Annotated in this window: 21 protein-coding genes and 3 pseudogenes; 15 read left to right on the top strand and 9 right to left on the bottom strand. The window is 37.4% G+C overall.

Translation table 11 applies throughout. From position 1 onward, the window contains the following. The first annotated feature begins 285 nt into the window (after positions 1 to 285). From A9Y75_RS08835 to A9Y75_RS29500, 5 genes and pseudogenes are all read left to right on the top strand, one after another. Entirely contained in the window at positions 286 to 3,249 is a 2,964-nt protein-coding gene (locus A9Y75_RS08835) for a TonB-dependent siderophore receptor (RefSeq protein ID WP_083389529.1), read from the top strand. Positions 3,250 to 3,444: 195 nt separating this feature from the next. After that, positions 3,445 to 4,401, top strand: a complete 957-nt coding sequence (locus tag A9Y75_RS08830) for a sucrase ferredoxin (RefSeq protein ID WP_071189192.1) — start codon at positions 3,445 to 3,447, stop codon at positions 4,399 to 4,401. 23 nt (positions 4,402 to 4,424) lie between these two features. Further along, the gene (locus tag A9Y75_RS08825) at positions 4,425 to 5,414 is read left to right on the top strand and encodes an iron-siderophore ABC transporter substrate-binding protein (RefSeq protein WP_071189191.1); all 990 of its coding nucleotides are present in this window, start codon (positions 4,425 to 4,427) and stop codon (positions 5,412 to 5,414) included. Between the two features lie 134 nt (positions 5,415 to 5,548). Further along, positions 5,549 to 6,862, top strand: a complete 1,314-nt coding sequence (locus tag A9Y75_RS08820; RefSeq protein ID WP_071189190.1) for an MFS transporter — start codon at positions 5,549 to 5,551, stop codon at positions 6,860 to 6,862. 232 nt (positions 6,863 to 7,094) lie between these two features. Further along, positions 7,095 to 7,214 (top strand): annotated as a pseudogene (locus A9Y75_RS29500) (IS630 family transposase); the annotation flags it as partial. 206 nt (positions 7,215 to 7,420) lie between these two features. On the opposite strand, the gene A9Y75_RS08815 reads toward A9Y75_RS29500, so the two are convergent. Then, positions 7,421 to 8,305 (bottom strand): alpha/beta hydrolase, encoded by an 885-nt coding sequence (locus A9Y75_RS08815; protein ID WP_071189189.1) that lies wholly within the window; start codon positions 8,303 to 8,305, stop codon positions 7,421 to 7,423. Between the two features lie 26 nt (positions 8,306 to 8,331). After that, positions 8,332 to 8,820 carry a pyridoxamine 5'-phosphate oxidase family protein gene (locus tag A9Y75_RS08810; RefSeq protein WP_071189188.1) on the bottom strand — a complete coding sequence of 163 codons (489 nt, stop codon included), beginning with the start codon at positions 8,818 to 8,820 and terminating at the stop codon, positions 8,332 to 8,334. A gap of 62 nt (positions 8,821 to 8,882) precedes the next feature. Here A9Y75_RS08810 and A9Y75_RS08805 point away from each other — a divergent pair, with 62 nt between their 5' ends. From A9Y75_RS08805 to A9Y75_RS08790, 4 genes are all read left to right on the top strand, one after another. Then, on the top strand, positions 8,883 to 10,367 hold the full coding sequence (locus tag A9Y75_RS08805) for a CIA30 family protein (protein ID WP_071189187.1): 1,485 nt from the start codon (positions 8,883 to 8,885) through the stop codon (positions 10,365 to 10,367). A gap of 3 nt (positions 10,368 to 10,370) precedes the next feature. Next, positions 10,371 to 10,718, top strand: a complete 348-nt coding sequence (locus A9Y75_RS08800) for a hypothetical protein (protein WP_177176160.1) — start codon at positions 10,371 to 10,373, stop codon at positions 10,716 to 10,718. 63 nt (positions 10,719 to 10,781) lie between these two features. Beyond that, entirely contained in the window at positions 10,782 to 11,174 is a 393-nt protein-coding gene (locus A9Y75_RS08795; protein WP_071189185.1) for a GFA family protein, read from the top strand. A gap of 186 nt (positions 11,175 to 11,360) precedes the next feature. After that, complete coding sequence (locus A9Y75_RS08790; RefSeq protein WP_071189184.1) at positions 11,361 to 12,353, top strand: site-specific DNA-methyltransferase; 993 nt, start codon at positions 11,361 to 11,363, stop codon at positions 12,351 to 12,353. 279 nt (positions 12,354 to 12,632) lie between these two features. Here A9Y75_RS08790 and A9Y75_RS08785 read toward each other — a convergent pair whose 3' ends face one another. Then, positions 12,633 to 13,277, bottom strand: coding sequence for a DUF3386 domain-containing protein (locus tag A9Y75_RS08785; protein ID WP_071189183.1), 645 nt, complete (start codon positions 13,275 to 13,277; stop codon positions 12,633 to 12,635). A 102-nt stretch (positions 13,278 to 13,379) separates the two neighbouring features. Between A9Y75_RS08785 and A9Y75_RS08780 the strand changes: the two genes are divergently transcribed. Beyond that, a complete protein-coding gene (locus A9Y75_RS08780) occupies positions 13,380 to 14,042 on the top strand; it encodes a LuxR C-terminal-related transcriptional regulator (protein WP_071189182.1) in 663 nt (220 codons plus the stop codon). 369 nt (positions 14,043 to 14,411) lie between these two features. On the opposite strand, the gene A9Y75_RS08775 is transcribed toward A9Y75_RS08780, so the two are convergent. The 3 genes from A9Y75_RS08775 to A9Y75_RS08765 all read right to left on the bottom strand — a co-directional run bounded on the left by A9Y75_RS08775 (position 14,412) and on the right by A9Y75_RS08765 (position 18,937). Then, on the bottom strand, positions 14,412 to 15,788 hold the full coding sequence (locus A9Y75_RS08775) for a DUF2330 domain-containing protein (protein WP_071189181.1): 1,377 nt from the start codon (positions 15,786 to 15,788) through the stop codon (positions 14,412 to 14,414). A 2-nt stretch (positions 15,789 to 15,790) separates the two neighbouring features. Next, positions 15,791 to 16,660: an RnfABCDGE type electron transport complex subunit D gene (locus A9Y75_RS08770; RefSeq protein ID WP_071189180.1), complete on the bottom strand. Its 870-nt coding sequence runs from the start codon at positions 16,658 to 16,660 to the stop codon at positions 15,791 to 15,793. A 219-nt stretch (positions 16,661 to 16,879) separates the two neighbouring features. After that, entirely contained in the window at positions 16,880 to 18,937 is a 2,058-nt protein-coding gene (locus tag A9Y75_RS08765; RefSeq protein WP_071189179.1) for a calcium-binding protein, read from the bottom strand. Positions 18,938 to 19,198: 261 nt separating this feature from the next. Here A9Y75_RS08765 and A9Y75_RS08760 point away from each other — a divergent pair, with 261 nt between their 5' ends. After that, entirely contained in the window at positions 19,199 to 19,867 is a 669-nt protein-coding gene (locus A9Y75_RS08760; RefSeq protein ID WP_071189178.1) for a polysaccharide deacetylase family protein, read from the top strand. A 135-nt stretch (positions 19,868 to 20,002) separates the two neighbouring features. Here A9Y75_RS08760 and A9Y75_RS08755 read toward each other — a convergent pair. After that, positions 20,003 to 20,257, bottom strand: a pseudogene (locus tag A9Y75_RS08755) (3D domain-containing protein); the annotation flags it as partial. Positions 20,258 to 20,540: 283 nt separating this feature from the next. Between A9Y75_RS08755 and A9Y75_RS08750 the strand changes: the two are divergent. Continuing rightward, positions 20,541 to 20,999 (top strand): annotated as a pseudogene (locus tag A9Y75_RS08750) (IS1634 family transposase); the annotation flags it as partial. 521 nt (positions 21,000 to 21,520) lie between these two features. On the opposite strand, the gene A9Y75_RS08745 reads toward A9Y75_RS08750, so the two are convergent. Both A9Y75_RS08745 and A9Y75_RS08740 read right to left on the bottom strand, forming a co-directional pair. Further along, positions 21,521 to 21,907 carry a DUF5615 family PIN-like protein gene (locus tag A9Y75_RS08745; protein ID WP_071189175.1) on the bottom strand — a complete coding sequence of 129 codons (387 nt, stop codon included), beginning with the start codon at positions 21,905 to 21,907 and terminating at the stop codon, positions 21,521 to 21,523. Then, positions 21,907 to 22,227, bottom strand: a complete 321-nt coding sequence (locus tag A9Y75_RS08740; protein WP_071189174.1) for a DUF433 domain-containing protein — start codon at positions 22,225 to 22,227, stop codon at positions 21,907 to 21,909. Before A9Y75_RS08740 ends, A9Y75_RS08745 begins: the two co-directional genes overlap by 1 nt. A 114-nt stretch (positions 22,228 to 22,341) precedes the next feature. On the opposite strand from A9Y75_RS08740, the gene A9Y75_RS08735 reads away from it, so the two are divergent. The 3 genes from A9Y75_RS08735 (at position 22,342) to A9Y75_RS08725 (ending at position 26,387) form a co-directional block, all read left to right on the top strand. Next, positions 22,342 to 23,181 (top strand): Rpn family recombination-promoting nuclease/putative transposase, encoded by an 840-nt coding sequence (locus tag A9Y75_RS08735; protein WP_071189173.1) that lies wholly within the window; start codon positions 22,342 to 22,344, stop codon positions 23,179 to 23,181. Between the two features lie 136 nt (positions 23,182 to 23,317). Beyond that, the gene (locus A9Y75_RS08730) at positions 23,318 to 24,055 is read left to right on the top strand and encodes a phycocyanobilin:ferredoxin oxidoreductase (RefSeq protein ID WP_071189654.1); all 738 of its coding nucleotides are present in this window, start codon (positions 23,318 to 23,320) and stop codon (positions 24,053 to 24,055) included. Between the two features lie 892 nt (positions 24,056 to 24,947). Then, positions 24,948 to 26,387 carry an HlyD family efflux transporter periplasmic adaptor subunit gene (locus A9Y75_RS08725; RefSeq protein WP_071189172.1) on the top strand — a complete coding sequence of 480 codons (1,440 nt, stop codon included), beginning with the start codon at positions 24,948 to 24,950 and terminating at the stop codon, positions 26,385 to 26,387. The last annotated feature ends 54 nt before the right edge of the window (positions 26,388 to 26,441 follow it).

Genomic DNA, 26,441 nt, shown 5'->3' with positions numbered 1-26,441 from the left:
CTCATCTGTCCTATTGCCTCCCCGTCCGTCAGGACAGCTAGAATCGGTTTAAAAAAATACTTGCTTTATCAAAATCTTTATGATAATAGTTCTTAATAGTGATAGCCATAACTGCAAATAACTTGCAGCTATTTAGTGAGAAATCTTCTAAATAAAAGATAAAACACTATCAAGAAATTATTGCGTCATAGATTTGAGCGTGAAAGTTTTGCTGGATGTGGAAGCACACCAGTATAAAACTTAGGGAAAACTCTGTTTACAGGTGTAGGGTCAGGAGTAACGGGAATGAAATCTGAGTTAATTAATGAGATACGTTCAGTAGGATTAGCATTAGCTGTTATCAGCAGCTTAGTACAACCAGCTTACGCAGAACAACAAATACAAGAATTACCTGGCATTGAGGATAAAGAACAATACTCAACCAGTGCAGCGTCCTTATTAGCACAAAAAGGCAATACATCAGTTCCAAAAATTACAGGAATTAAAGTTAATACCACTGACAAAGGTATTGAAGTAATTTTAGAAACTCCTAACATAGAAGCACTCAAGCCAGTCAATAAAAGTCAAGGCAGTAATTTTATAGTAGAAATACCTAACACAGTCCTATCACTGGGTAAACAAAACAGTTTTAACCAAAAAAATCCAGTTGCAGGTATCACCAATGTTAGCCTCACTCAAACTAACCCTAACACCGTCCAACTAACAGTTACAGGTGAAAAAGGTGTACCAAAAGCCGAATTATTTGATGGTGATGAAGGCTTAATTTTTGAACTTGCACCTGTCGCATCTGCGATAACTCCACCACAACAAAGTCAAACATTAATCAAAATTAGTGAAGTTAAATTTAATAACACTAATAATGGTTTAGAAATAATTTTAGCGACTCCAGAAGCTGACAAATTACAAGTATCACCAAAAAAAGACGGTAATACATTCATTGTTGACATTCCCACCGCCCAACTTAGCCTACCCAATGGTGATACAGTTAGCCAAAAACAACCCATTGCTGGAGTTAGCGACATCACAGTTTCTAACTTTAATAGCAATACCATCAGAGTTACTGTTACGGGAACAGAAAATACACCCACTGTAGACTTATTTGATAGTGAGGAAGGTTTAATTTTTGGTGTTGCTGCAACTGCATCTACTCCCCAAGCAGAAACACCAACCACGCAACCAGAAACCCAACACACACCAAACACCCAGTCAGAAAATCAAACTCAACCAGAAGAACCAACTGCTTCAGAAAAACCAATAGAACTAATAGTTACAGGTGATAAAAATAGTGGTTACTTCATCCCCGAAGCTACAACCGCCGCTAAAATTGATGCACCATTGCGTGATATTCCTGCATCTGTACAAGTTATATCCAAAGAAGTAATTCAAGACCGACAAGTAGTTAGACTCAACGAATTAGCAGATAACGTTAGTGGTGTACGTCCTCAAGCAACCTATGGCGGACTTGCATCTCAAGGCTATTTTATTCGCGGTTTTTCTACAGGTTTTGAAACCTTGCGTGATGGCGTAAAAGATTCTGGTTTTTTAAGTCCTCGTGATGTCGCTAATATTGAGCGGGTAGAATTTCTTAAAGGTCCAGCATCAGTTTTATATGGTAGTGCCACCAGTCCCGGTGGTGTAGTTAATACTATTACTAAAAAGCCCCTTGCAGATCCTTTTTATCAACTTAACGGCACTATTGGTAGTAACAACTTTTACCGAGGAGCGATTGATCTTTCTGGGCCTTTATTAGAAAATCGCGCCGCACTTTACCGCCTCAATGCAGCTTATGAAAATGCTAAAAGTTTCCGTGATTTCGTAGATAATCAAAGTACCTTTATTGCCCCAATGATTACCGTCAAAGCGGGAGAAAGGACAAATCTTACCTTTGGTTATGAATACCAAAAATATGATTACACTTTTGATCGGGGTTTTCCTTCCGATAATAAAGTAGTTTTTGATCTGCCCATCAACCGCTTTTTAGGTGAACCTAATCTTAATCGTGGTGAATTAAAATCTAATAATTTTACCTACACATTAGAAAGTGAATTTGGGGACAACAATAATTGGAAATTCCGTCAAGGATTTAATGTTATTAATGTTAGTGGCAATACTAGAGGAGTACAACCAAGGTTTATTCGAGATGATGGAAGTTCAGTAGCGCGGAGATATCGCAATGTTGATGAAGAACAGAATAATTTGACATTTCAAAATGAAATTAGTGGTAAATTAAAAACTGGTTCAGTTAGCCATAATGTTCTTGTGGGATTAGAATTATCTAAGTATAAATCAGCTAACGACTTTTCTAGTGCCAATATTGGTGATTTAGATATTTTCAACCCAGTTTATGGCGCACTAGCACCTACGAATCTGAACAGAGATAATAGTGAGTATGGAGGTAATAATATTGCTCTATATTTGCAAAATTTAGTAGAATTAACACCACAAATTAAATTACTTGCAGGTGGTCGTTTTGATAATGTTGATTCTTTTTATCGAGATGTAGAAACTGGTACACTCTATAATGAAACTTCAGATTCTAAGTTCTCACCAAGAGTAGGTTTAGTTTATCAACCTACAGATTCTACATCTATTTATGCTAGTTGGACAAATTCTTTTAATCCGCAAATATTTGGCAGAAGTCAGAATGATCAAGCTTTTAAACCAGAAACCGCAGAGCAATTTGAAGTAGGAATTAAACAGGAGTTTTTGAATAAACGTCTATCAGCGACTTTAGCTTATTTTGATATCACCAAGAAAAACGTTTTAACGACAGATCCTACTGATGAAAATTTCCAAATTCAAACAGGTGAACAAAAAAGTCGAGGTGTGGAATTAGATATAGTTGGTGAAATTCTCCCCGGTTGGAAAATCATTGGTACTTATGCTTACACAGATGCGAATATCAGCCAAGATAATGATTCATCATTACTTAATAATAGGCTGGTTGGTGTACCTTATAACAGTGCAAGTTTATGGACTACTTATGAATTGCAAAAAGGTAACTTGCAGGGTTTCGGTTTAGGACTTGGACTTGTTTACGCTGGAGAAAGGGAAGCGAGTTTACCAAATAATTTGAAAATTCCTTCCTATCTCAGAACGGATGCTAGTATTTTCTATAAGCGGGATAATTGGCGTGCTGCTATCAATTTTAAAAACCTGCTAGATACTAAGTATTACGAGTCTCAAGGTTTCTTTATTGTTCCGGCTGCACCATTAACAGTGTTGGGAACTGTTTCTTTTGATTTGTGATTTGCACTGTGAATAGGGTTAAATAGTTAACCCCAAGGGGTGGGTTTTTCCCGCCTCTCAAACTTCACATATTAGTTCACAAATAACTAAATTGTCTTGATGATGAAAATAAGATGGTTGAAAATCACAGATGCTAATTCTGAAAATTAGGATTACACTGTAAATTTTTATAGACCCTTACCCCATTATTTCATTATGCTCAATTCCTTTTGTGCGCTAGAATCTCGTTATGTTGGAGAAGATCCAATTGCTAATGCTGAAAATTTTGATTTTTTTGTAATGATTGAATGTCCGACACCTTGGACTCAACAGGCATTTAATTCTAAGCCAATTCCCGATAATTTAAGAAATCTAGTTAAGGAATTTGGCGAATCCAAAACAACTGTAGAGTTCTTATTATTTTATAATGAAGAACTTAAACAACCGGATATAACGCGAGTTTTCATTTTTCATAAACCCACAGGTTTTACTCAAGGTTATAGTCAGTATGAATTTGCTGTATCTGATATTAATGAGGTAGCACCTGCTGTTAGAAAATGTTTACTTGATAAAAATTTAGAAGTTTATAGCCTAGAATCTACCACAAGAAATATTTTTATCTGTACTCATGGTAGCCGGGATAAATGCTGTGCTAAATTTGGTAATCCTTTCTATTGCCAAGCAAAAACTATTGTTAATAATTTAGGTCTAAATCATGTTAGAATTTGGCAAACTACCCACTTTGGTGGTCATCGTTTTGCCCCTACTGCGATAGATTTTCCTGATGCTAGATACTATGCCAGATTAGATGCTGAATCATTTACTGCTATTTTGACACGCACAGGTAATCTTGATTTTATCAAGCGTGTTTATCGGGGGTGGGGAATATTATCAGAAGCAGCACAGGTTTTAGAAAGAGAAATGATTTTGATGTATGGTTGGCAATGGTTTAATTATAAAGTTGCTTATCAAATAATTAATCAAAGTGATGATGATAAATTCAATCGGATTGAATTAAGTTTTATGAAACAAGATGGCAGTGTTGACATTGTGCAAGCTGATGTTTTGGTAAATGAAAATAAAACATTATATCTGAATAATTGCAGTGGTGGAGAAGTAGAAACTATTCCCCAATATTACGTAGAAAATTTACTCACCTCTGTTAATGCTTAGTTAATATTTCAAAATTATCTTCAATGAAAAAACGACATTTTGCTTATCTAAGGCTATGTATTTTAACTGCTATCTCTTTATTGATAGTTACTGCTTGCTATAGTGGTTTTTATCAAAATACTGGAGAAATAAAACCAAAGCCATCAGCATTAGCGGCAGAATGTCGGTTAGTTAAACATGAATTAGGTGAAAGTTGTGTTCCAATTCAGCCACAACGGATAATAGTAACTGAACAATTAGTTTTAGAGGTGGTCTTAGCATTAGGAATTAAACCAATAGCTGCACCAGAACCTACTTTTGTAGCTAATAAAGCTAATTTCTTGGGTAATAAAATAGCAGGGATAAATTATATAGGTAAGGAAAATCAATTAAACATTGAAGCCATTGTTAGATTAAAACCTGATTTAATTATTGGGTTATATGGTATTAATCCACAGACCTATAAATTATTTTCACAAATTGCCCCTACAGTACAGGTGAAATATTCTCAAAGTGGTTGGAAAGATTCTTTACAACAGATGGGAGATATTTTAAACAAAAGTGATGTTGCCAAAAAATTATTAACTCAATATCAGGAAAAATTAACAAATATCCGGTCTTTATTGGGTGATAAAGTTGAGAAAATCAAAGTTTCTGTGAGTCGCTTTCATGGACAAGTACAATTACCTGAATTTCGTTCTCAATATTCTTTTCCTGGCAGTATTTTGGCAGAGTTAGGAATTTCTATGCCAGTTCATCAACGTCAATTAATCAAGTCTCCTGATGATAATTTAGTCATACTCAGTTTAGAAAGAATAGATTTACTTGATGCAGATGTTTTATTTGTAGCTGTAGATCCGGGGGCTAAAGAATTATTTGAAAAATATCAAAATAGTCAGCTTTGGCAAACACTAAACGTAGTGAAAAATCAACAAGTTTATAGTGTTGATTCTAGTTACTGGATATTTGGTAATATTTTATCAGCTAATGCCATAATTGATGATTTATCGAAATATCTTACTGATCAAACATAGATAACATAATGTAAGGATTCAGGATACAGAATGTTTAATATAGCAGGGAACATAAGAGAAAAATATTCTTCTTCCTTCTTCCTTCTTTCTCCTAACTCCTCACTCCTAAATTATTAGAACATAATTAATCCAGAATGCGTACTTTTTTTATCATCTGGTTTGGTCAATTTATATCAAGTATTGGTAGTTCAATGACCCAGTTTGCTATTAAACTCTGGGCTTGGGAACTAACAAGTCAGGTAACTACTTTGGCTTTACTCAGTTTGTTTACTTTGATTCCTAGTATTTTGATTACATTAGTTTCAGGATTAATTGTAGACCGTGTAAATCGAAAAATATTAATGATTATTGGTGATGCAGTAGCAGCTATATCTACTGTATTTATCTGTTATTTTTACTTAAATAATCAATTGGAAACTTGGCATCTTTATTTAACTAGTGCTGTGAATGGGGCTTTTGGGGAAATTCAATCTCTGGCATATTCAGCATCAATTTCTATGCTAGTTCCCAAACAGCAATACACCCGCGCTACTAGTATGAATTCTGCTATTCATTACGGTTCAATCATTATTGCTCCAGGATTGGCAGGTGTACTCTATTATATGATTCACTTGAGTGGAATTTTAGTTATTGATCTTCTTAGTTTTACAATAGCGATCGCTACCATTTTTACAGTCCATATTCCCCAACTAAACATCAACAATAAATCTCATAATGCTATCAATTTTTGGCAAGAAATAATCTTTGGCTTTCGCTATCTCATAGCACGTCCGAGTCTTTTAGCTATGATCGCAACTGGTTCTTTATTTTGGTTCTTTCATGATATCGGTGCAACCTTGTCTTCTGCCATGATTTTGGCACGGACAAATAACAACGCTACAGTGTTAGGAAGTATCTCTTCGGCGGCTGGTTTGGGTGGCGTAACAGGAACTATTATTTTGAGTATTTGGGGTGGTTCTAAAGGGCGGATAAATGGCTTTTTGTTAGGAATGATTGGGGCTGGAATTAGTAAAACAGTATTTGGTTTTGCACAAGGATTAATGATTTGGCTACCCGCACAATTTTGTTCTTCTCTCAATTTTCCTATGTTGACAAGTTCCAGTACAGCTATTTTGTTGAGTAAAGTTAGACCAGATGTCCAAGGAAGAGTTTTTGCTACTGAATCTAGTATTCAACAGATTGTTTCGGCGATCGCTGTCTTCATTTCTGCTTTGCTTGCTGACCGTATTTTTGAACCCGCTATGATGCCAGGAGGTAGTCTGACAGCTTTATTTAGTGGTTTATTTGGCACTGGTAAAGGTGCAGGAATGGCACTTTTGTATGTGATTTCTTCCCTGGGTTTGTTGTTAGTTGGTTTGAGTGGATATACTAACCCAAAAGTGCGAAATGTGGAATATATTGTACTTGATCATGATGTTGAACACCCACAAGCAGCAAAAATACCCTAAGAGGATGTTTGAAAACCCACATTCCGCACCCCAACTGTCACAGCGGTAAATTCTTGAGGGGGCGACAAAAATGGTGAAAGTCAGCAATTCTCATTTTGAAAAAAATCAGAGAAAATTCTGTTATTTAAATAATTCATTTATCTGTTTAATTTGATTAACTCAATCATATTGTAAATCTAGTGCCGAATGCCTGGCTTTACATCATCGGATAACTTTAGCTAATGCTAGTCGTGAACAACCAAAGCGTCGTGGACGCAGATTAAGCATAATTGGGCTTCTTCAACCTTTAATCAGCTTTGTTTATGGCTTAGTTATTGGTGGAGTGAATCGCAAATCTTATATCCAAATGATTGTTAAAATTCCGTTACATAGTTATAAATTTCCCCGCCGACTTACTTAAGTCTTTACTATTTTTTCTCGCAAGTCAATTGAGTAAGCTTTCATTTGCACCGTTGATCCACTGATATTAGTGTACCTCATTTACCTGCAATCTGCTGTATGAGGGCGTATTGCAATACGCCCATAGCAAACAATTGATGTGATTAGGAAACGCTATATCTAAAGATATTTTTGTAATAGACCAATTACGACTTCTGGTGTTTCGAGATGTGGTAAAATTCCTGTGTGAGCTATAGCTTGAAAACCTCGAATTGCACTTTTATTTAAACTAGCCAAACGTCGTCCCAATGTGAGATTAGTAAATTGTGCTTCTTCACCCCAAAACATCACAGTAGGAATTTTGAGTTGCTGAATATATAAACTCAAATCAAAATAAAGATCACCACGCAAAAATGCTAAAGCAGCAAATTTGGCATTTGGTTGTTGTGCAGAAGTTAAATAAGCCTCTACTATTTCTTGAGTAAGTTTTTCTGGGTTTGTAAAGAGAAAACTTTCTAAAAAATTTCTGACTGCAATTTCATTTTCTGCACCTAAAGCATAAATTAAATTATCCAAAAAAGGCATATTGATAACTGAAAGTGGTAATCTACGTCCAGCACCCTGGCCAAAGTCATCAAACCCAGAGGGACAGACTAAAACCAGTTCTTTGAATAACTCAGGCTGATTAATAGCAAGACGAATAGTCAAAGCAGCAGTTAAAGAAGAAGCTATTACTGTTACTGGTTCATGACAAGTTTGGGTGATAAACTCAGTAATAGTAGTTAGGTAATCTTGAATTTGGTAATCTCGCACAGGATGAGCAGATTCTCCCCAACCAATTAAATCTGGGGCTAAAATCCGATATTCAGAAGCAAATGCAGGGTAAACTTTAGACCATTCGTAAGCAGATGCACCACCACCAAAGTTATGTAAAAACAATAGCGGAGGTAATTTTTGACTGTCAACAATCTCCCAAGGTGCGCTGGTTTGGGTATAGTAAACCATTGCTCCCAAAGATGTATTGATGACTTTTTGTCCAAAACCAGGAGGTTGAAACTGAAGCATATAAATTATGAATTATGAATTATGAATTATTCTGTTATCAACGTCAGTTGATTAAGATTATCACCACTGATATGGTAAGCGGCTCCAAAGCCAATTACAAATCTTCCTTCAGTTGGAGTTAGTTGGAAAATCCGAAAATCGGGTAAGCTGCGTAACATTTCAATAATTTCTCCAAAACGCTCTTGAAATTGTTCAACTATTTGATTCCATTGCTCAGTTTCTCTCTCTAGTAAAGTTGCGTTACAATCAAAGGTTAAGCGACGACGGGCAAATATTTGTTTAGTTTTACCTTCATCCTCAATAAATAAAATACTCACATGAGGATGATCATAAATATTTTTGGTGTGAGTAGAAAGACCACTAACGTAGATGTAGATATTTTTAGTATCATCTATGACGAAAGGAGTATAACTTGCGTTAGGGATTCCCTGTTCGTTAACAGTACTAATGATGATACTTTCAAATTCTTCAGTAAATTTTTCATACTCAGCTTGAGCTTTTTCGATTTTACTCATCTGTTTATTTACTTGGTAAGATTTTATTAGCTATTATAAAATAAAATGGTGATAATGCAATTGTGACTGACCAAAATCGTTCTCAATGGGATTTATGTAGGTTTATCAAAACCTTGACCTACTTTGAGGTATTTCCTGTTCTCAACTGGGTACAGCAGTTAATTCAAGGTCGTTCCCAAGATAATCAAGATAAACCAAATGGGGGAAGAAATATGGGTGTAATTCTGGTAGCGGGTGCGACTGGTGGTGTTGGTAAACGAGTAGTCAGACGATTGCGTGAACAGGGGTATAAATTCCGCTGTCTAGTGCGAGATATTGAAAAGGCAAGACTAGTTTTAGGTAACGATGTTGACTTAGTAGATGGGGATATTACTATACCTGAAACTCTGAATAGCTTGGTTATGGGTAATGTGGAAGCTGTAATTTGTTGTACTTCAGTGCGAGTACAACCAGTGGAGGGAGATACAGCAGATAGAGCCAAATACTATCAAGGTATTAAGTTTTACTTACCAGAAATTGTTGGTGACACACCAGAAAATGTGGAATATCGTGGTGTTAAAAACTTAGTCGAAGCAGCAAAAAAATATCTACCCACCGCAGGTGAAAAACTGATATTTGATTTTACTCAACCAACAGAGGAATTAAAAAATATCTGGGGTGCGCTTGATGATGTTGTCATGGGTGGTGTGAGTGCAAGTAGTTTTCAAATATTAGAAAATACAGCTTTATTTGCTGGTAATGTTTCCACCGCTAACTCTGGGGGATTTGCTTCTGTCAGAACTAAAAACTTTTCCCCACCCTTTGATTTATCTGGTTATGAAGGTGTTAAATTGCGAGTCAAAGGTGACGGACAGCGTTATAAAATCTTTTTGCGGACAGAATCAACTTGGGATGGTGTTGGTTACAGCTATTCTTTCGATACGGTCGCTAATACTTGGATAGATATTACTATTCCATTTGCAAATTTAGTTCCTGTATTTCGAGCCAAAATTGTGAAGGATTCTCCCAAAATTGATTCTAGCAAAGTTTGCTCATTTCAATTGATGTTGAGCAAGTTTGAATATGATGGGGCTTTAAATCCTAAGTTTACCCCTGGTAGTTTTGCGCTACATCTAGAATCAATTAAAGCTTATGGTAGTGAAAGTTTACCCCAATTTGTTTTGATTAGTTCTGCTGGGGTAACTCGTCCCGGAAGACCAGGAATTAATTTAGATGAAGAACCACCAGCGGTCAGATTAAATGACCAATTGGGAGGAATTTTAACTTGGAAGTTGAAAGGTGAAGATAGTTTAAGAACAAGTGGAATTCCTTACACAATTATTCGACCTTGTGCATTAACTGAAGATGCTGGAGGTAAGGAGTTTATATTTGAGCAAGGTGATAATATTCGTGGGAAAATCAGCCGCGAGGATATTGCCGAACTTTGTATTCAATCAATACAAAAAACCAAAGCTCGTAATCTCACCTTTGAAGTAAAAGAGGGAGAAAATACAGCTAATTCTGTTGATTTACAGGAGCTTTTTTCTAAATTACAACCTGATAAATAAATGTTGATTAGAAGATTATTATTCTCTATCGTTGTAGTGATGATTATTGGTAGTAGTTTCTTCTCAAAAACTGCTTCATCTCAGCAAGTAGATTTCCGGGTTAATAATTTGGAGTCTGATATGCGTCGTCTAGATTTGAGGTTAAACCAGATTGAGTTATTACTCAACCAAAACCGCCAATTTTCATCTCCCAAAATCACATCGACTCCGTCACAGTCCACAGGCGCTAGACGCACAGTATCACAATCAGAACGTGATAAAATGTTTGATAGACTATCAACTTTGGTGGTTGAATTGAAGCAACAAGTTAATCAATTAACAACGCGACTTACTAAACTTGAATCACGCTGAAAAACTTAACCCCCTTCCCTCGTAGGGTTGGGGGCTAAATATGAAATATATAAGGTAATTAAGATGACAAAAAATATTAATGAAATTGCTACTTATGAAGGTGGGTGTCACTGTGGTGCGGTACGGTTTAAAGTCATGGTTGATAACCATAAAGTTGATGATTGTAATTGTTCTATTTGTAGTAAGAAGGGATTTTTACATTTAATTGTACCGCGAGAAAAGTTTATTTTGTTGCAAGGTGAAGATGTGTTGAAAACTTACACATTTAATACGGGAGTTGCACAACATAAATTTTGCAGTATTTGTGGAATTCATTCTTTTTATATTCCCCGCAGTCATCCTGATTGTATTGATGTGAATGTGCGCTGTTTAGATGGAGATGTAATCGGTAATTTTGAGATTGTGCCGTTTGATGGTGCTAATTGGGAAGATAATATTCATAAGTTAGTTAATTGATTGTAAGCTGTTTATCTCGTTCCCAGTCTCTGACTGGGAATGCTATCATAGAGGCTCTGACTCCACTTTTACTAAAGGCAGATCCTTCTAGAATTCATTCCCATACAGAGTATGGGAACGAGAAAAAGTTCTAAAAACATCCAAATTATTGTAGACTTTGAAAGAATAAAATAGTTCTGGTTTAAAATGTTATCGACTTTGTTGGGAACACCTTTATATACTACAAATTATGGATCTGCTTATATTGGAGATGCTTTGGAATTATTAGAACACCTGGAAAGTGAATCAATTGATTTAGTAATGACTTCTCCCCCTTTTGCATTACAACGGGAAAAAGATTATGGGAATGTTGAACAAAAAGATTATGTAGATTGGTTGTTTAGTTTCTGCAAAAAGTTGTATCGGGTGCTGAAACCTGAAGGAAGTTTTGTAATTGATTTGGGGGGAGCTTATAAAAGTAAACGTCCTGTGCGCTCACTTTATAATTATCGCATCTTAATTAAGTTATGTGATGAGCTTGATTTTCGTTTAGCGGAGGAGTTCTTTTGGTACAATCCTTCTAAATTACCTTCTCCAATTGAATGGGTAAATAAACGTAAAATTCGCGCTAAGGATTCTGTAAATACTATTTGGTGGTTATCTAAAACTGATTTTCCTAAAGCTAATGTGAGTAAGGTTCTTGTTCCTTATTCTGAACGGATGAAAAAGCTGCAAGCTAATCCTGAAAAATATTATAAACCAAAAGCACGTCCTTCTGGACATGATATTAGTTCGGCTTTTGCGAATGATAATGGCGGTGCAATTCCTTCTAATTTATTACAAATTCCTAATACAGAAAGCAATTCTCGATATATGCAACTTTGTAAAGCTGCGGGAATTGCAACACATCCTGCACGATTTCCACAGAAATTACCTGCATTTTTTATTGATTTTCTCACGGACCCAGGAGATCTAGTTCTTGATATATTTGCAGGTTCTAATACTACTGGTGCGGCTGCGGAAGCTGTCGAGCGAAATTGGCTGGCTTTTGAACAGAATCCTGCTTATTTAGCTGCTTCTGCGTTTAGATTTATGGATGTTAATCAAGGTGTAGATGAGGCTACAAAAATATTTCAGAAGCTTCTATTAATGCCAGAAAATGAACATATAGCAGGAGTCAGGAGTAAAACCCTCTTGTAGTGAGAGTTTCATTTTTAAAAGTGGATGTTGGGTTACGACGCAGTTTTAGATTTATCTTTGAGCTTTATAAGTTAATTACAGCGTCTAACCCAACCTACAAGATGTTCACAACCTCTGCCAGAATGGCTCTATGTTTATACTTTCACATTATCGAAAGCGATCGCAGATTATTGAGAAATCTAGTACAGTGCGGCGGAAATAAAGCTACCATTAAAAATTTCTGAAAAGCTTATTTAATCTGCTTTTTTAATTTTTAATTTTTAATTCCGCCCTGCGGTACTAGCCTAACAACTCGATCTTAGAAAAGATAAATTCCTGAATGGAAACGTTACCGTCTACTTCAGTGCGAATTTCCCGACGATTCAAAATGAAATACTCACCAACTTTTTCATATTCATCGGTGAATTCACTTCTACCGCCCTTTTGTTCGCCAGTTTTGGGGTCATGATATACAGAATCATAGGTGTGAGACAGATATCCCGCCCCTGTATCAAGACTGCTAAAAGTGTCAATTGTCACAAAAGTACCATGAATTAAACGGTGTACGTGGCAAACTTCATTATTGCGAACTTTATATTTGTCGCCTTCAGCTTTCCCACCCATCAAAATTTCCACTGCACCACTTGCGTCAGTGTTACCGTAGCTAAAAGTATTGGCGCTGTGAGTGTCTTCAAAGGCGCGACGGACACGGTGAATGGCGATTTCCCAAGCTTGACCGTGAATTGCTTTTTTAGCTGCTTCGTCTTCTACACCCAAAACTTCGGCTTTGAGATTGGCATCAATACGAACTTGACCTGTAATCACCTGGCCATCATACTTATAAGTAATATCTGCGGTATAACCAGGGAAGCTTTTGTCCCAAGTGTAGCGGTTTTCATAAGCAGCCCGGAAAAGTTCTTGGGCAGAGATTTGTGTAACTGTCATGTGCTTCTCCTATCGCCACTAGTAATAATAGCGTTTTAATCTTGCTGGTATTAGCATAGAGATAATGATTGAGGTTCGCATAGTCCCCAAGTGGGTACTCTTATGGCTAAAACTCTCCACGCCATTTTTCAAGCGATCGCTAATGTCCAAAATGAGCAAGAATTAAAACAGGCTCTTATGGATACCATTGGCGACCATTTTGGAGTGCAACATTGGGGTATTTCTTTCCTAGATGACAATTCCCCCACCAAAATAAACTTTCCAGAAATGCCCGCAGCTTGTCTAGAAAGCAATCCTGTTGGTCAATATGTGGTAGAACGTCACGCCCCCACCCATGAGCAATTAATCTTATCTCCAAGTGATTGGAAGCATTTTTGCACCCGTCACGACCATGTGATGACTGGCCCAATAGTGTCCGATGGTCATTTGGTGGGAACGTTGAATTTTGCCCGTGACCAAGGCAGTCCACCTTTTAATAGTAATGATTTAGCTGACCTTAGCGCCTTATGTATTCATTTATCAAGCAAACTAGCCACATTACGGGCAAAACCAAAAACTTTCCCCTCTACTATACCCAGTCCTCTCACACCAAGGGAATTAGAAATTGCTGAATTGGTAGCCCAAGGTTTAACTAATGCAGAAATTGCAACTAAATTATGGATTACCCAAAATTCTGTTAAGCAAGCTTTGAAAAGAATGTTCCGCAAATTGGGGGTATCAGCGCGTGCGGAAATGGTAGCGAAATTGCAAAATCTCGTAGCTTAAGGGACTTCCAAATAAAAAAATCCCCAATTTGTAGGGTGGGTAAAGCCCTTGCGGGTATGACTAAGTGCAAAGCACACGCTGTGCGAACGCTAGAGCGCAGCGTAACCCACCATTATCCCCTAAATTTATGGTGGGTTACGGACTACCGTCCTATAGCCTGCGTGGCGTAGCCATACCCACCCTACTCAGAACTTCTTATTCCCCTCCTCGCTTGCGGGGAGGGGTTAGGGGTGGGGTCTTATTTTCAAGTCAGGGGGAGGAAAAGTCATTTTGATGCTGTGAAAACTTCAAGAAAAACTCTGCGTCACTTTGCGTTTACCTCAGCGAACCTTTGCGTTTAAAAGTAAAGTTTCCAACCGTTTTTAGTATCTATAATCCTAGCCAAGTTAAGAGATTTTCCCACCAAGAAGTAGTCTGAATTCCTACATTAAACTTCATTTTTTGACGAATATCTTGAATCTGCCAATTAGTTAATTTAGCAAGGGTTTGGGCTTCTTGTTCAAAACGCCCAGATAAAGTCCGTTTGTATTCCCTACCAGCAGAACATTGTAAATTACCTGTAAAGGGATGTTGTAAAATATAACGTCCTTGGAAAGATTCTTGATTAGAAGTTGCTTGAAACATCAAATCTTCAGGAAACTTATTGCGAGTGTAGCGGACGTGCAAACGAGTAATAAAAACATTACTTGTAGGAAAGGGACGACGAAATCCTGGCTGTGTTATTCCATTGAAATCAGAATTATTATCTAACCAAAACACACCAGCTTGTTTGAGTTCTTCGGAGTTGAGAGGATCAGCAGAACAAGGATCGCAATTACTCATATTCCAAGCATATTCTAGAAAAGCCACTTTTTTATCTTCTTTATTGTAAGAAGTTTGAAACATGGATTTATAAAATTCGCCAAATTCGTTTTTGACAAAAACAGGAATATTAACGTTAGAGGCAACTTTAACCGTCCGGTAGTTAGTGACTTCTGCTTGTCCTTTGGGTGAGAGAATATAAACAATCAAATCTTGCTCTGTGGTAGCATTAATCATACCCAAACGAATGGGCAACATAAACTTAGATGATTGGTAGGAGATTTGCAGAGGTCTGAGTAATTGATAACCAGATTCCTCAAATTTATCTAAGTTGACTTTAGCAACAAAGAATTTCATTGAAGAACGAATATAGGGTTTTAGTAGTTCTTTTGCCCCTCTGGGAATTTTGTAACCATTGCGGTTCAGCCAAGTTTCTAGTCCACCAGATTCTTTAGCACTGAGGATCACAATATCGTATTCACCAACATTGAAACGCGCCTCAACTGTCACTCCTAAACTGTTATCTCTTCTCCTACTTTCCTGTGCGTTTCTAGTTGCTAATGCGGATTGTGGTGCTGGCATATCCGCCATTTTGGAAATTGGGGCGCAAGGGTCAGAATCAAAATATTCTACTAATCTTGGGGCGCTAAAAGCATCTAATCGTTCGATAATTTTAGGTTCAGCAACACGCACTTGCTCTTTTTTGATCACTGTTGGCACAGGTATGACTACAGCAAAGTCTTTAACTTCACCTTGAAAGTCATTAGCCATTGTTAATACTGTTTTATCTCCTTCACGCGCAATTACAACTTGAGAAGCTTTGTTATATAGCTTGGTATCAGCTTTAGCGACATAAAAACCACAAAAAGCCCAAGCTGCCGGTGCAAAAGATAGCACTGCGACAACTGCTATTAATAAGGGGATGAATAATCTAAATTTTTTCATTTTTATAAAACCTGACTAATTTGTAATGAGTGATTTTCTTCCTGTATTTCTGCTTGCTTCTGCCAAGAAAATCTGGGTGCAAACCAGACAGTATCCAAGAAAATAGTCAAGGGTGCTAAAGCAAATAAAGCCCAAAAAACGGCAGTAGAAAGAAAGAAATAATTCCGCAAAATAAATGTGATTATGGCAATACACACAGCCCAAATAATCCGCCCTATGCGGCTATTGGGAATTGACCGAGGATCTGTCACCATAAATAAGGCAAATAATAGTAAAGACCCACTCATCAAGCGATGTAAGTAAACATCCCAAGTCCAACCTAGCCAAATATTACGTACTGCTTCCAATAAGGAGTAAGCACCTAAAAAAGCGGCTGTGGTATCCCAACGACCAACACGTTGCAGAACCAGTCCCCCAGTTCCAGCGAATAACAACCCATACCACCATTCTTCACCCCACTGTCCGGGGGAAACCCAAGCATCAGAGGTTAGTGATAAGACGGTAATAATGCCAAAATTGGCAGGGTTGAAGAAATGCTTATCGCCAATTTTGAAGATAAATTTGCTAGAAATAGCCATGACAGCGGCTAAAACCATTGTTGTCCAATGGTCAGCCCGTAGCAGTAAACTCAGTCCTAGAGAGGTAATTAAGGAACTGCGGAGATTGAACGTTGGTTTGATGTGAGTTGGTTCTGGACTAATTACCAATGACCAACGACTAATGACTAAGGAAAATATGAGTTGAGTTGTGATGCAGGTTGCGATCGCTATTACAATCAACTCAGGTCGCAGTGTCCAGTCTCTTGTCCCAATCCCGACAATCAGGAACAGGCTGAGAAAGAGAATTTGATAGTCTCGAATATCTTTAAACATTACCCCTTGACTCAGGGATTACCCTGTTATTTGTCATCAATTTAGACGAGATTTAGGGGAAATAATATTCTGGTTACAGTTTTCGCTACAGATTTTGTTACAAATCGAGAAGGAAGGGTGATCACAGGCTGATAGTAACAAAAAAAGTGCGATCGCTCTAAGCCATCGCACCCTAATTGATTTGATTAAAAAAACTTGCAGCGTTTAGCCAAGCCAACATTAACTAATAATAATAGGGTCTTGGTAGATGAAGTCTTGGGCTGTATTGATCTGATTCTTACCGATATCTTGGAGAACAGCGATTAAATCAGTGCCGGAGAAAATACGTGTATCCAAGGCGGTAGTACCTAGTCCAAAGTTGCCTTCTGTTAGGGTATAGTTACCTGTTAGTAGCTGAATTTTATCTACACCCACTTGCCAGTCAACAATCTTCGCATAGTCGTTAAAGCCACCACCAAAGTAAGAGACACCACTTATGCCGTCACCTAAAACGAAGGTATCAATACCAAGACCACCGATAAGGGTATCCACTTCGTTGACAGCGTTCCCATGAGCATCAAGGTAATCGTTGCCGCCTTTGCCATCGAGGGTATCATTGCCAAGACCACCGTATAAACTGTTATTGAGTGTGTTACCAGTGATGTTATTGTTAAGTAAGTTGCCACTACCTGTAACAGCAGCCCCTATCAATTCTAGGTTTTCTACGTTTGCTGTGAGGATATATTTATCCACTGAAGCTCGTACTGTATCTATTCCCTCTGCTGCGTTCTCCTCCACTAGATCAAACTTGGCAGTTGGAAACAAGTCTCCGGGAGCAGTAAAATACTGTACAGTGTTTACTACATAAATATCATTGCCAAGACCACCATATAAACTGTCTAGGGCATTGTCGAACTCGCCGCCATCTATTTGGTCATCTCCAGTACCACCATATATTGTGTCTGCACCTGCACCACCCACTATAATATCATTGCCACCTAGACCAAAAATAGTGTCATTGCCAGCGTAGCCATAAAGGATATTGTTGCCACTATTGCCTACAATGTAGTTATTTAAGTTGTTACCATATCCGTTGTTATTAGCAATTCCTAAAAGGGTGAGTTTTTCTACATCTGCTGTCAGGGTATAGGAGAAAAGAGAAGAATAAACAGTGTCTATGCCTTCATTCAAACTCTCAGTTACTACGTCGCCAATGTTATCCACATAGTAAATATCATCACCTGTGCCACCATACATTTTGTCTGCACCAGTACCACCATCAATAATGTCATTGCCACCGGAACCAAAAATAGCGTCATTGCCAGCGTAGCCATAAAGGATATTGTTGCCATTATTACCAGTAATTAAGTTATTCAAGGTGTTGCCATATCCGTTGATAGCAGCACTTCCTGAAAGTATCAGGCGTTCTACATTTGCTGTCAGGGTGTGATTGATAGAAGAATAAACAGTGTCTATGCCTTGATTCAGACTCTCAGTTACTACGTCGCCAATGTTATCAACATAGTAAATATCATCACCTGTACCACCAGACATTTTGTCGGCACCAATACCACCATCAATAATGTCATTGCCACCTAGACCAAAAATAGCGTCATTGCCAGCGTAGCCATAAAGGATATTGTTGCCACTATTACCTTGAATTAAGTTATTCAAGGTGTTACCATATCCGTTGATAGCAGCACTTCCTGAAAGGGTGAGGTTTTCTACATTTGCTGTCAGGGTGTAAGTGACAGAAGAATAAACAGTGTCTACACCTTCATTTAAATTCTCAGTTACTACGTCGCCAATGTTATCAACATAGTAAGTATCATTGCCAGCACCACCATACATTTTGTCTGCACCAGCACCACCAATAATAATGTCATTGCCAGCGTAGGCATAGATAATATTGTTGCCACTATTACCTGCAATGTAGTTGTTTAAGCTGTTACCATATCCATTAATAGCAGCAGCACCTGTAAGAAATAGGCGTTCTACATTTGCTGTCAGCGTATAATTGATAGAAGAATAAACAATGTCTGTGCCTTCATTCAAATTCTCGATTACTATGTCGCCAACGTTATCAACATAGTAAATATCATTATCTATACCACCAGACATTTTGTCTGCACCTGTACCACCGTTGAGAATATCATTACCACCGTTACCGACTAAAGTATCGTTCCCAGCTAGTCCAAGAATGGTATCAGCAAGTGCAGTACCTAAAAGTATGGGGTAAAATGTCCCAAATTGAATAGTACCGTCGTCATTAAAATTAGTTCCAGTAATGTTAGCCATTGTTCGATTCCTTGATCAAGATTAGGTTCAAAAAATTTTCGTCATCTAGATGATTTAGCAAATAATGCTTTACTATCATCTTCACGAAAGGCAACTACAGAAATGATTAACAACATTCCGGAAAAAAAGAAAAATATTTTTTGAATTGGGGAACAAAAGCTTGCAATCCTTGTCAATTAAGGCTGGCAAGAGTTTGATCATAAAATTTCCCATCAGATGTAGGTCAAACCAAAAGCTACAGTAGTTTGTCCGAGACGTAAAATGCACTTTGCACCTCTTTTCCCACTTGTTTACCGTATTCTCCAACCGAGTTTTCCTAACTGTCTTTGGGGTGGAGATGGTAATAAAAAAAATATCGCTCTTACGTTTGATGATGGACCACATCCCCAATACACACATCAAGTATTAGCAGTTTTAGATCGTTACAAAATTAAAGCTAGTTTTTTCTGGTTAGGTGTATGTGTCAACCGTTCACCACATATTGCTAAAGCAGTTAAAGATCGGGGACATTGGATAGGTCTGCATGGTTATGAACATTATTCTTTTCCTCTGCTTTCCCCAACTGAATTAAAGCAAAGTTTAGAAAAAACCCAAGTTGCTATTTACAATGCTTGTGATTTAGAACCTGAATTATTGCGAGATGTTCGTCCTCCAAATGGGTTTTTTACACCTGCAACTTTAAAGTTATTTCAACAGTGGAATTATCGTCCTGTGATGTGGAGTGTTGTCCCGGAAGATTGGGTAAGTCCGGGTGTTAATGTTGTAGTGCGGCGAATTTTGCAACAGGTGAAAAATGGTTCTTTAATTGTTTTGCATGATGGTGTTTGTGGTGGACAAGATGTTGCTGCTACTCTCGAAATCTTAATTCCGCAATTATTACAACAAGGCTATGAATTTGTAACTGTTGATAGTTTATGGAATCAGTTATAGCAGGTGACAGGGAACAGGTGACAGGTGACAGTCTGAAAAGTCTTTTGGTGTCTAGGTTTTATAATCAGTTGGTGTCCTAACCGCCCTGTCCGTTGCTATAACCCCTCTGGGGAATTACGAATTACGAATTACGAATTATTTTTTAGGTTTGAGTAGCAAATAAAATAGTTGTCCATTACTGACTGTGACACCTGCTCGATCTCCTGCTATTTCACCTGTACCTAAGAAGTAGTCTACTCTCCCAGCACCTTTAATTGCTCCTCCTGTATCTTGATCTAATACATAACGGCTAACTGTACGATGTTCTAATTCACCGTTTTGATTAGCAAAGGGAAAAGGTGCGCGAATTAATGCTAAAGCACCGGGAGGCATTAAAGATTTATCTGTAGCCCACATTACGCACTTCAAAATGTAATACAAAAGACTACATAACGATTTGCAAGTATAAGTAAATAAAGATACAGATAAATGTTCAGTAAAACCCCATTGAGAAATAAACGTGTGTGACGAAGACGGTGAGGCTAAAGAGAGGAAGGAAAAATTGATTACAAGCTTTTTATAAAACTAAATATACATTGTTAAGTCCAAGTGAGACAATCAAAAAAACTCAAAAATATTTGAGGGTGAAAAAAATTAGTTAAATCTGTAGAGATAGAAGAGATAAGTACAGAAGAAAGAGAGAAAAGAAGCCGGCAGATTTATTTTAGCGACTAATTTAGTTAATGATGAAAAATTAACACCAGAAGAAATTATTACAAATTATAAAAATCAACAGTCTTGTGAAAGAGGATTTAGATTTTTGAAAGACCCTTTGTTTTTTGCAGATAGTTTCTTTGTAGAAAACCCTGAGCGAATCGAGACGATGTTATTTTTAATGTCTTTATGTCTATTAGTTTATAATCTGGGTCAAAGAGAACTGAGAAATAGCTTAAAAAGAATCAAAGTCGGAATCAAAAATCAACTAGGAAAGTTAACATATTTTCCCACATTAAGATGGGTGTTTCAATGTTTCCAAGGAATTCATTTGTTGATTTTAAATGGGATTAATCAAATTATCAATTTAACGTCAGAACGCCATTTTATTTTGAATTGTCTGCCATCATCTTGTCAAAAATATTATTTACTTTCTTAAGCTAAATAATATTTTAAGAGTAAAGAAAAATTTATTAACATCCAGAAGAACAGTAATTGCTCTTCAAATTTTTAGTGCTTATATAACCTATTTTATTGGTCAAATAATTTATGTTTAATTATTTATCTTCATGTATTAGATTCATTTTCTACTCTAGTTCTTAACCATTGTAATTTTTTGCTTTTCTCTTACCCGTAATCTCTTTGTACTTCAAATTGAAGTGCGGAATGTGGGTTATATCAACTTGGCTCTTCCGAAAAGAAAAACAATCAGAGTGATCAACTATATTTAGGGGTAAATATAGCAAGCGTGTCATGAGGTTTTATCATCAAAAATCTTGTCACACAAATCTATCACTTTTTCCTTTGCAACCAAGCAAATAATTCCTCATTCTATGACTATTCTCAATAATAATATCGTTTGTATACTTCGCAAGGTTACAATTTGAGCTTTTGCTTAAAGGGAATACATGGATGTAAAAACACAAGTCATGACCTTCTTAAGTATATATAAATAATCGGCTATCGCTTATATTCTTGAAAAACAAAAACTTGAATACCTGATTTTGGTTGATTATTCTTTTTAATTCTAATTAGCCGATTAGCAAAATCTTGATTCTCACTCAGACAACTATGCAGTATTTGAGCTTGTCCTACATAATCCCGATCATCTTTACAAATTATAATACCAGCATGATAAATTCCTGTTTGATGCAGTGCAATAAAATCATCTCGATTTAATGTGAGTAAAACTCTTTTTTCCTGAGTTGCAAACGCCAAAACTTCATCATCTGGAATACCTTGATTTGCTTGTCCAGCTTCGTAGGAAGTCAGCACATCATATTGAATCTGCCGCAATTGTCGCACAATTGCTAGAGGAAAATTCTCATCAGCATACAGTCTGACCATTAATCATTCTCATTTTGAGCGACAATAGCCAAATCAATTTCTGAAGTATGCTGTCCATAATATTCCCAAGCTGCTATCAAATCTTCAGGTGTGAGATTGGGATAATTTTGCAGTAATTCTCTATCATTCGCTCCCTGCTGACGCAACGAAACTAACACCCATACAGGAATGCGGGTATTACGAATACAAGCATGTCCACCACAAACTCCGGGTGTTTTCTGCACTGCGTTTAGTTTAAGACGACTTTCTAAAAGTTTTCTTTCTTCTGGGGAAAGCGCCTCAATTACTTGCACAAGGGAATCAACCAATCGCGGATTCATAGTTTAAATTTTAGTGTATTGAAATTAATATTATATTTTGCATTATCAGTATTGTATCATGTTTCATAGTTCTTCCTAACTCAACATTTACAAAAATATTTAATAGCAATATTCATGAAAACCGATTCTATCTTTTATCGTATTTTTCAAACTTTACCTCAGTCTTTTTTTGAATTGATCAATTTACCAGCTAGTGAAGCAGATATTTATGATTTTGCGTCTGTTGAACTCAAACAAACAGCATTTAGAATTGATGGTGTATTTCTACCTACAAATAATCAAGAAAAAATACCTATTTATTTTGTAGAGGTGCAATTTCAAAGAGATGATGACTTTTATTCTCGCTTTTTTTCCGAGATTTTTCTTTATTTACATCTCTATGCTTCTACCAAACCCTGGCAAGCTGTGGTTTTATTTGCTAAACGTAGTATAGAACCGACGGAAATAGAACCCTATCGCTATTTGCTAGAAAGTCCATTGGTAACTCGGTTATATTTGGATGAACTGGTGGATATACAAACATCCTTGGGATTAGGTATTATTAAGTTAGTGGTGGAGAAGGAAAAAGAAGTTCCAGCTTTAGCAAGAAACCTACTATCACGAGCTAGGTCAGATTTACCGGATGAAAGATTGCAGAAAAATTTGCTAGATTTAATTCAGACTATTGTTTCCTATAAATTACCCCGTCTCAGTCCCCAGGAGTTAGCAAGAATGTTTATTATGAGTGATTTAAAGAATACTAGATATTATCAAGAAGTGCGCTATGAAGAGGCGTTCAATTACACTATGCGTCTAATTGAACGGCGTATGGGTGGAGTTAGTCAGGATTTACAAGTAAAAATTAATAAGTTGTCTGTGGAAGATTTGGAGAATTTAGGTTTAGCGTTGTTAGATTTTACTAGTAAAGCTGATTTGGTTGTTTGGTTGAATAATCAAGTGAGTTCAGCTAGTTAAAAATTAATGGTGGGTTACGCTGTCGCTAACCCACCCTACAAACTGCGCTTTTGTGCGAAATTTTCCTCAAGATGTGGTTCATTTACGTCAAAATGACGGTAAACTCAGAAATAGATTGATATTGCCCAACAATAATATGTCTTCTACCTCTACTCCCTCATTGCGTGAGCAACAACATCCCCTGATTCGTCAACTAGCTGATTGTATTGAGACAGTCTGGCATAAACATCTAGATTTATCACCTTACAATTTGCCTGCTGAGTTGGGATATGTAGAAGGTAGACTAGAAGGCGAAAAACTGATTATAGAAAATCGCTGCTATCAAACACCCCAGTTCCGAAAAATGCACTTAGAACTGGCAAAGGTGGGAAATATGCTGGATATCTTGCATTGTGTGATGTTTCCCAATCCAGAATATGACATTCCTATGTTTGGTTGCGACTTGGTTGGGGGTAGAGGTCAAATTAGTGCTGCGATCGCAGACCTTTCTCCTGTAAGCTTAGATAGAATCTTACCCGCAGAGTATAATTCTGCCTTGAGCGAGTTAACTTTACTCAATTTTTCCCAACCGCGAGAGTTACCAGAGTGGGGAAATATCTTTTCTGATTTTTGTCTCTTTGTTCGTCCTAGTTCCCCAGAAGAAGAAATCATGTTTCTCGCGCGGGTACAGGATTTCTTAGAGATTCATTGTCGTCAAGCAAGCTTATCTAGTCCCGTTGCCCCAGAAAAAGTCGCATCAATTCTGGCTGGACAACAGAACTATTGTAGCAAACAACAACAAAATGATAAAACCCGTCGTGTACTAGAAAAAGCCTTTGGTCAAGATTGGGCAGAAAATTACATGACCACTGTATTATTTGACTTACCACAATAATCATTTTCCATCTCCCTACCTTCTCATATCTTTATCTGTAAGCTGCGTTACGTTTTCCCATAACTGATAAATGTAGAATTCATTTAAGCCAGAGTTCAATGGAGTTAAAAACAGTAGCGGGAATAGTAACACATCTACTTTTTGGAATATATACTCAGAGATAATTTATTCTTTTCTTAGGTGTAAATAACCAAAGAAAGCTCACAGGTTAAGAATCAAGTTAAGGGAAGTTTGATGTTGGGAATGCTCTATTTCACAGATGTTTTTCAGTTGGTCTTTGACCATGCCAATTTTAGATTTCAGAAAAGACAATTTTAGATTTTTTGGCACATTCCCTGGTTGTAGAAACTCTTGGTTATATTCTACTACCTAAAAGATGTCTGCATTATCATAGCATCAGCATTCAGCCAACAGCTATCAGGATTGCTCAAGAATGTAGTATGTAAGATCATGTCGGGCTAATTGCTTATCAAAAAACTCTCCGCACGGTTCCCTAATGATAGGTCTTCAAGCAGACATGATAAAACTTTTCCCAACTCCAAACTAGGAAATAAGGTTTTCCTGGGATGATAGCTGAACTATTACATTAGGTAAGTCGGCACAATCCCAACTATGTAAACAAAGGTAAATAAGGCTAAAACCCTCTTTTCTCCTGCCTTATGCCCACGATAATTATTTACGCCGAGCTAATTTTATCTACCAAATTTATACCAGGTTGCTGTCAGAAATAAATACTATCTGAGTGCTGGAGTTTGTGAATTCAAGAGTTTGAATTCCCTTAACGAATAGTGCAATTACATCTCATACTCAGAAGCTATTCACAGTTATCAGTTGCGGCTAATTTGTTTTTTTTACTTCCATCAGCACAATTCAGATAACCGAGCAACATACCATGTCAAGGGTGACTGAAAAGCCAAAGTCAACGGAACAGGGACTGGAAAAATCTAAAGTTTGGTTGAAAGTTGCTGTAGCACTTCCCGTTGCGATCGCTGCTGGGTTCATAGCTACAGCCAAAATGGAGCAGTTAAAAAAACTCACCTCCTCTGTCACCATAGCACCATCTGTTAGTAGCATTAGTGCTGTGGGACGTTTGGAACCACGAGGAGAAGTGATTAAAGTCGCTGCTCCCAATTCCGGACTATCAGCAGGATCACGAGTGCAGCAACTTTTGGTCAGAGAAGGACAGCGAGTTCAGCAAGGCCAAGTCATAGCTATTTTAGACAGCCGAGATACTAACATGGCAGTAGTAGAAGAGGCAAAAGCCAAGCTGCAAGAATCTCGTGCTAATTTAGCTCAAATCACAGCAGTTTCACCAAGAGATATTCAAGCCCAAAGAGCAGTAATTGCTCGTTTACAAGCTCAGTTAGTCGGAGAAAAAAATGCTCAACAAGCAACAATTCAACGTCTTGCTGCCGAGTTAAGTGGTGAAAAAATTGCTCAACAAGCAACAATTCAACGTTTAGAAGCTGAACTCAGTGGCCAAAAAGATGGACTCAGAGCTACGATTAACCGAATACGCGCCGAACAGCGCAATGCTGAAGTTGATGCTGGACGCTATGACTTCTTATACAAAGAAGGCGCTATTTCTCAGCAAGAAAGAGATAGAAGGCGTTTGAGTGCGGTTACGGCTACTCAACAGCTGCGGGAAAGCCAAGCTAGTTTGAGACAAGCTTTAGGAACTTTGTCACAGCAAATTGCCGAAGCCAGAGCTACTCAAATCAAAACTATAGCCACTTTGCAGCAACAACTAATCGAAGCCACAGCTAACCGTAACAAAACTATAGCTACTTTGCAAAAGCAAATAGACGAAGAAAGGGCTAGGTTTAACAGGTTGGTAGATGTGCGTCCTACCGATGTGCAAATAGCACAATCCCAAATTACCAATGCGATCGCTCTGATTAGAAAAGCGCAAGCTGAACTCCAATTGAGCTATGTCAAAGCCCCAAGCCCTGGTGAAATTTTAAAAATTCACACCAAATCAGGCGAAGTTATGAGTACTAATGGCATTGCGGAAATTGGACAAACTGATCAGATGTTTGTCGTTGCAGAAGTTCCCGAAGACAGTATTGGTAAAGTTCGTGTTGGTCAACTCGCGACTATTACCAGTGATAATGGAGCATTTAACGGGCAATTAACGGGAACAATCGCTAGTATTGGCCGAAAAATTGGCAAAAAGGATGTACTAAATACAGATCCAGCAGCTGATGTTGATGCCAGAGTTATAGAAGTAAAAATTGCGATTTCCCCAGAAAATAGCCAGAGAGTTTCTGGTTTAACAAATGCTAAAGTTGTTGTCGAAATCAAGACTGATGAAGGCACAAGAAAACAGTAATCTTTCTGGGAAACCTATCAAGCTAATTCTCAATTCAATATCTCAAATCCAAAC

The sequence above is a fragment of the Trichormus sp. NMC-1 genome, from assembly GCF_001858025.1.
Classification (GTDB): domain Bacteria; phylum Cyanobacteriota; class Cyanobacteriia; order Cyanobacteriales; family Nostocaceae; genus Anabaena.
This window is presented reverse-complemented; position numbering and strand designations above follow the sequence as displayed.

Bases quoted from the DNA above. Each gene is read 5' to 3' on its own strand.
- A9Y75_RS08835 (WP_083389529.1), top strand. From the start codon at position 286: ATGAAATCTGAGTTAATTAATGAGATACGTTCAGTAGGATTAGCATTA.
- A9Y75_RS08830 (WP_071189192.1), top strand. From the start codon at position 3,445: ATGCTCAATTCCTTTTGTGCGCTAGAATCTCGTTATGTTGGAGAAGAT.
- A9Y75_RS08825 (WP_071189191.1), top strand. From the start codon at position 4,425: ATGAAAAAACGACATTTTGCTTATCTAAGGCTATGTATTTTAACTGCT.
- A9Y75_RS08820 (WP_071189190.1), top strand. From the start codon at position 5,549: ATGCGTACTTTTTTTATCATCTGGTTTGGTCAATTTATATCAAGTATT.
- A9Y75_RS08815 (WP_071189189.1), bottom strand. From the start codon at position 8,305: ATGCTTCAGTTTCAACCTCCTGGTTTTGGACAAAAAGTCATCAATACA.
- A9Y75_RS08810 (WP_071189188.1), bottom strand. From the start codon at position 8,820: ATGAGTAAAATCGAAAAAGCTCAAGCTGAGTATGAAAAATTTACTGAA.
- A9Y75_RS08795 (WP_071189185.1), top strand. From the start codon at position 10,782: ATGACAAAAAATATTAATGAAATTGCTACTTATGAAGGTGGGTGTCAC.
- A9Y75_RS08790 (WP_071189184.1), top strand. From the start codon at position 11,361: ATGTTATCGACTTTGTTGGGAACACCTTTATATACTACAAATTATGGA.
- A9Y75_RS08785 (WP_071189183.1), bottom strand. From the start codon at position 13,277: ATGACAGTTACACAAATCTCTGCCCAAGAACTTTTCCGGGCTGCTTAT.
- A9Y75_RS08780 (WP_071189182.1), top strand. From the start codon at position 13,380: ATGGCTAAAACTCTCCACGCCATTTTTCAAGCGATCGCTAATGTCCAA.
- A9Y75_RS08775 (WP_071189181.1), bottom strand. From the start codon at position 15,788: ATGAAAAAATTTAGATTATTCATCCCCTTATTAATAGCAGTTGTCGCA.
- A9Y75_RS08770 (WP_071189180.1), bottom strand. From the start codon at position 16,660: ATGTTTAAAGATATTCGAGACTATCAAATTCTCTTTCTCAGCCTGTTC.
- A9Y75_RS08765 (WP_071189179.1), bottom strand. From the start codon at position 18,937: ATGGCTAACATTACTGGAACTAATTTTAATGACGACGGTACTATTCAA.
- A9Y75_RS08760 (WP_071189178.1), top strand. From the start codon at position 19,199: ATGCACTTTGCACCTCTTTTCCCACTTGTTTACCGTATTCTCCAACCG.
- A9Y75_RS08745 (WP_071189175.1), bottom strand. From the start codon at position 21,907: ATGGTCAGACTGTATGCTGATGAGAATTTTCCTCTAGCAATTGTGCGA.
- A9Y75_RS08740 (WP_071189174.1), bottom strand. From the start codon at position 22,227: ATGAATCCGCGATTGGTTGATTCCCTTGTGCAAGTAATTGAGGCGCTT.
- A9Y75_RS08735 (WP_071189173.1), top strand. From the start codon at position 22,342: ATGAAAACCGATTCTATCTTTTATCGTATTTTTCAAACTTTACCTCAG.
- A9Y75_RS08730 (WP_071189654.1), top strand. From the start codon at position 23,318: ATGTCTTCTACCTCTACTCCCTCATTGCGTGAGCAACAACATCCCCTG.
- A9Y75_RS08725 (WP_071189172.1), top strand. From the start codon at position 24,948: ATGTCAAGGGTGACTGAAAAGCCAAAGTCAACGGAACAGGGACTGGAA.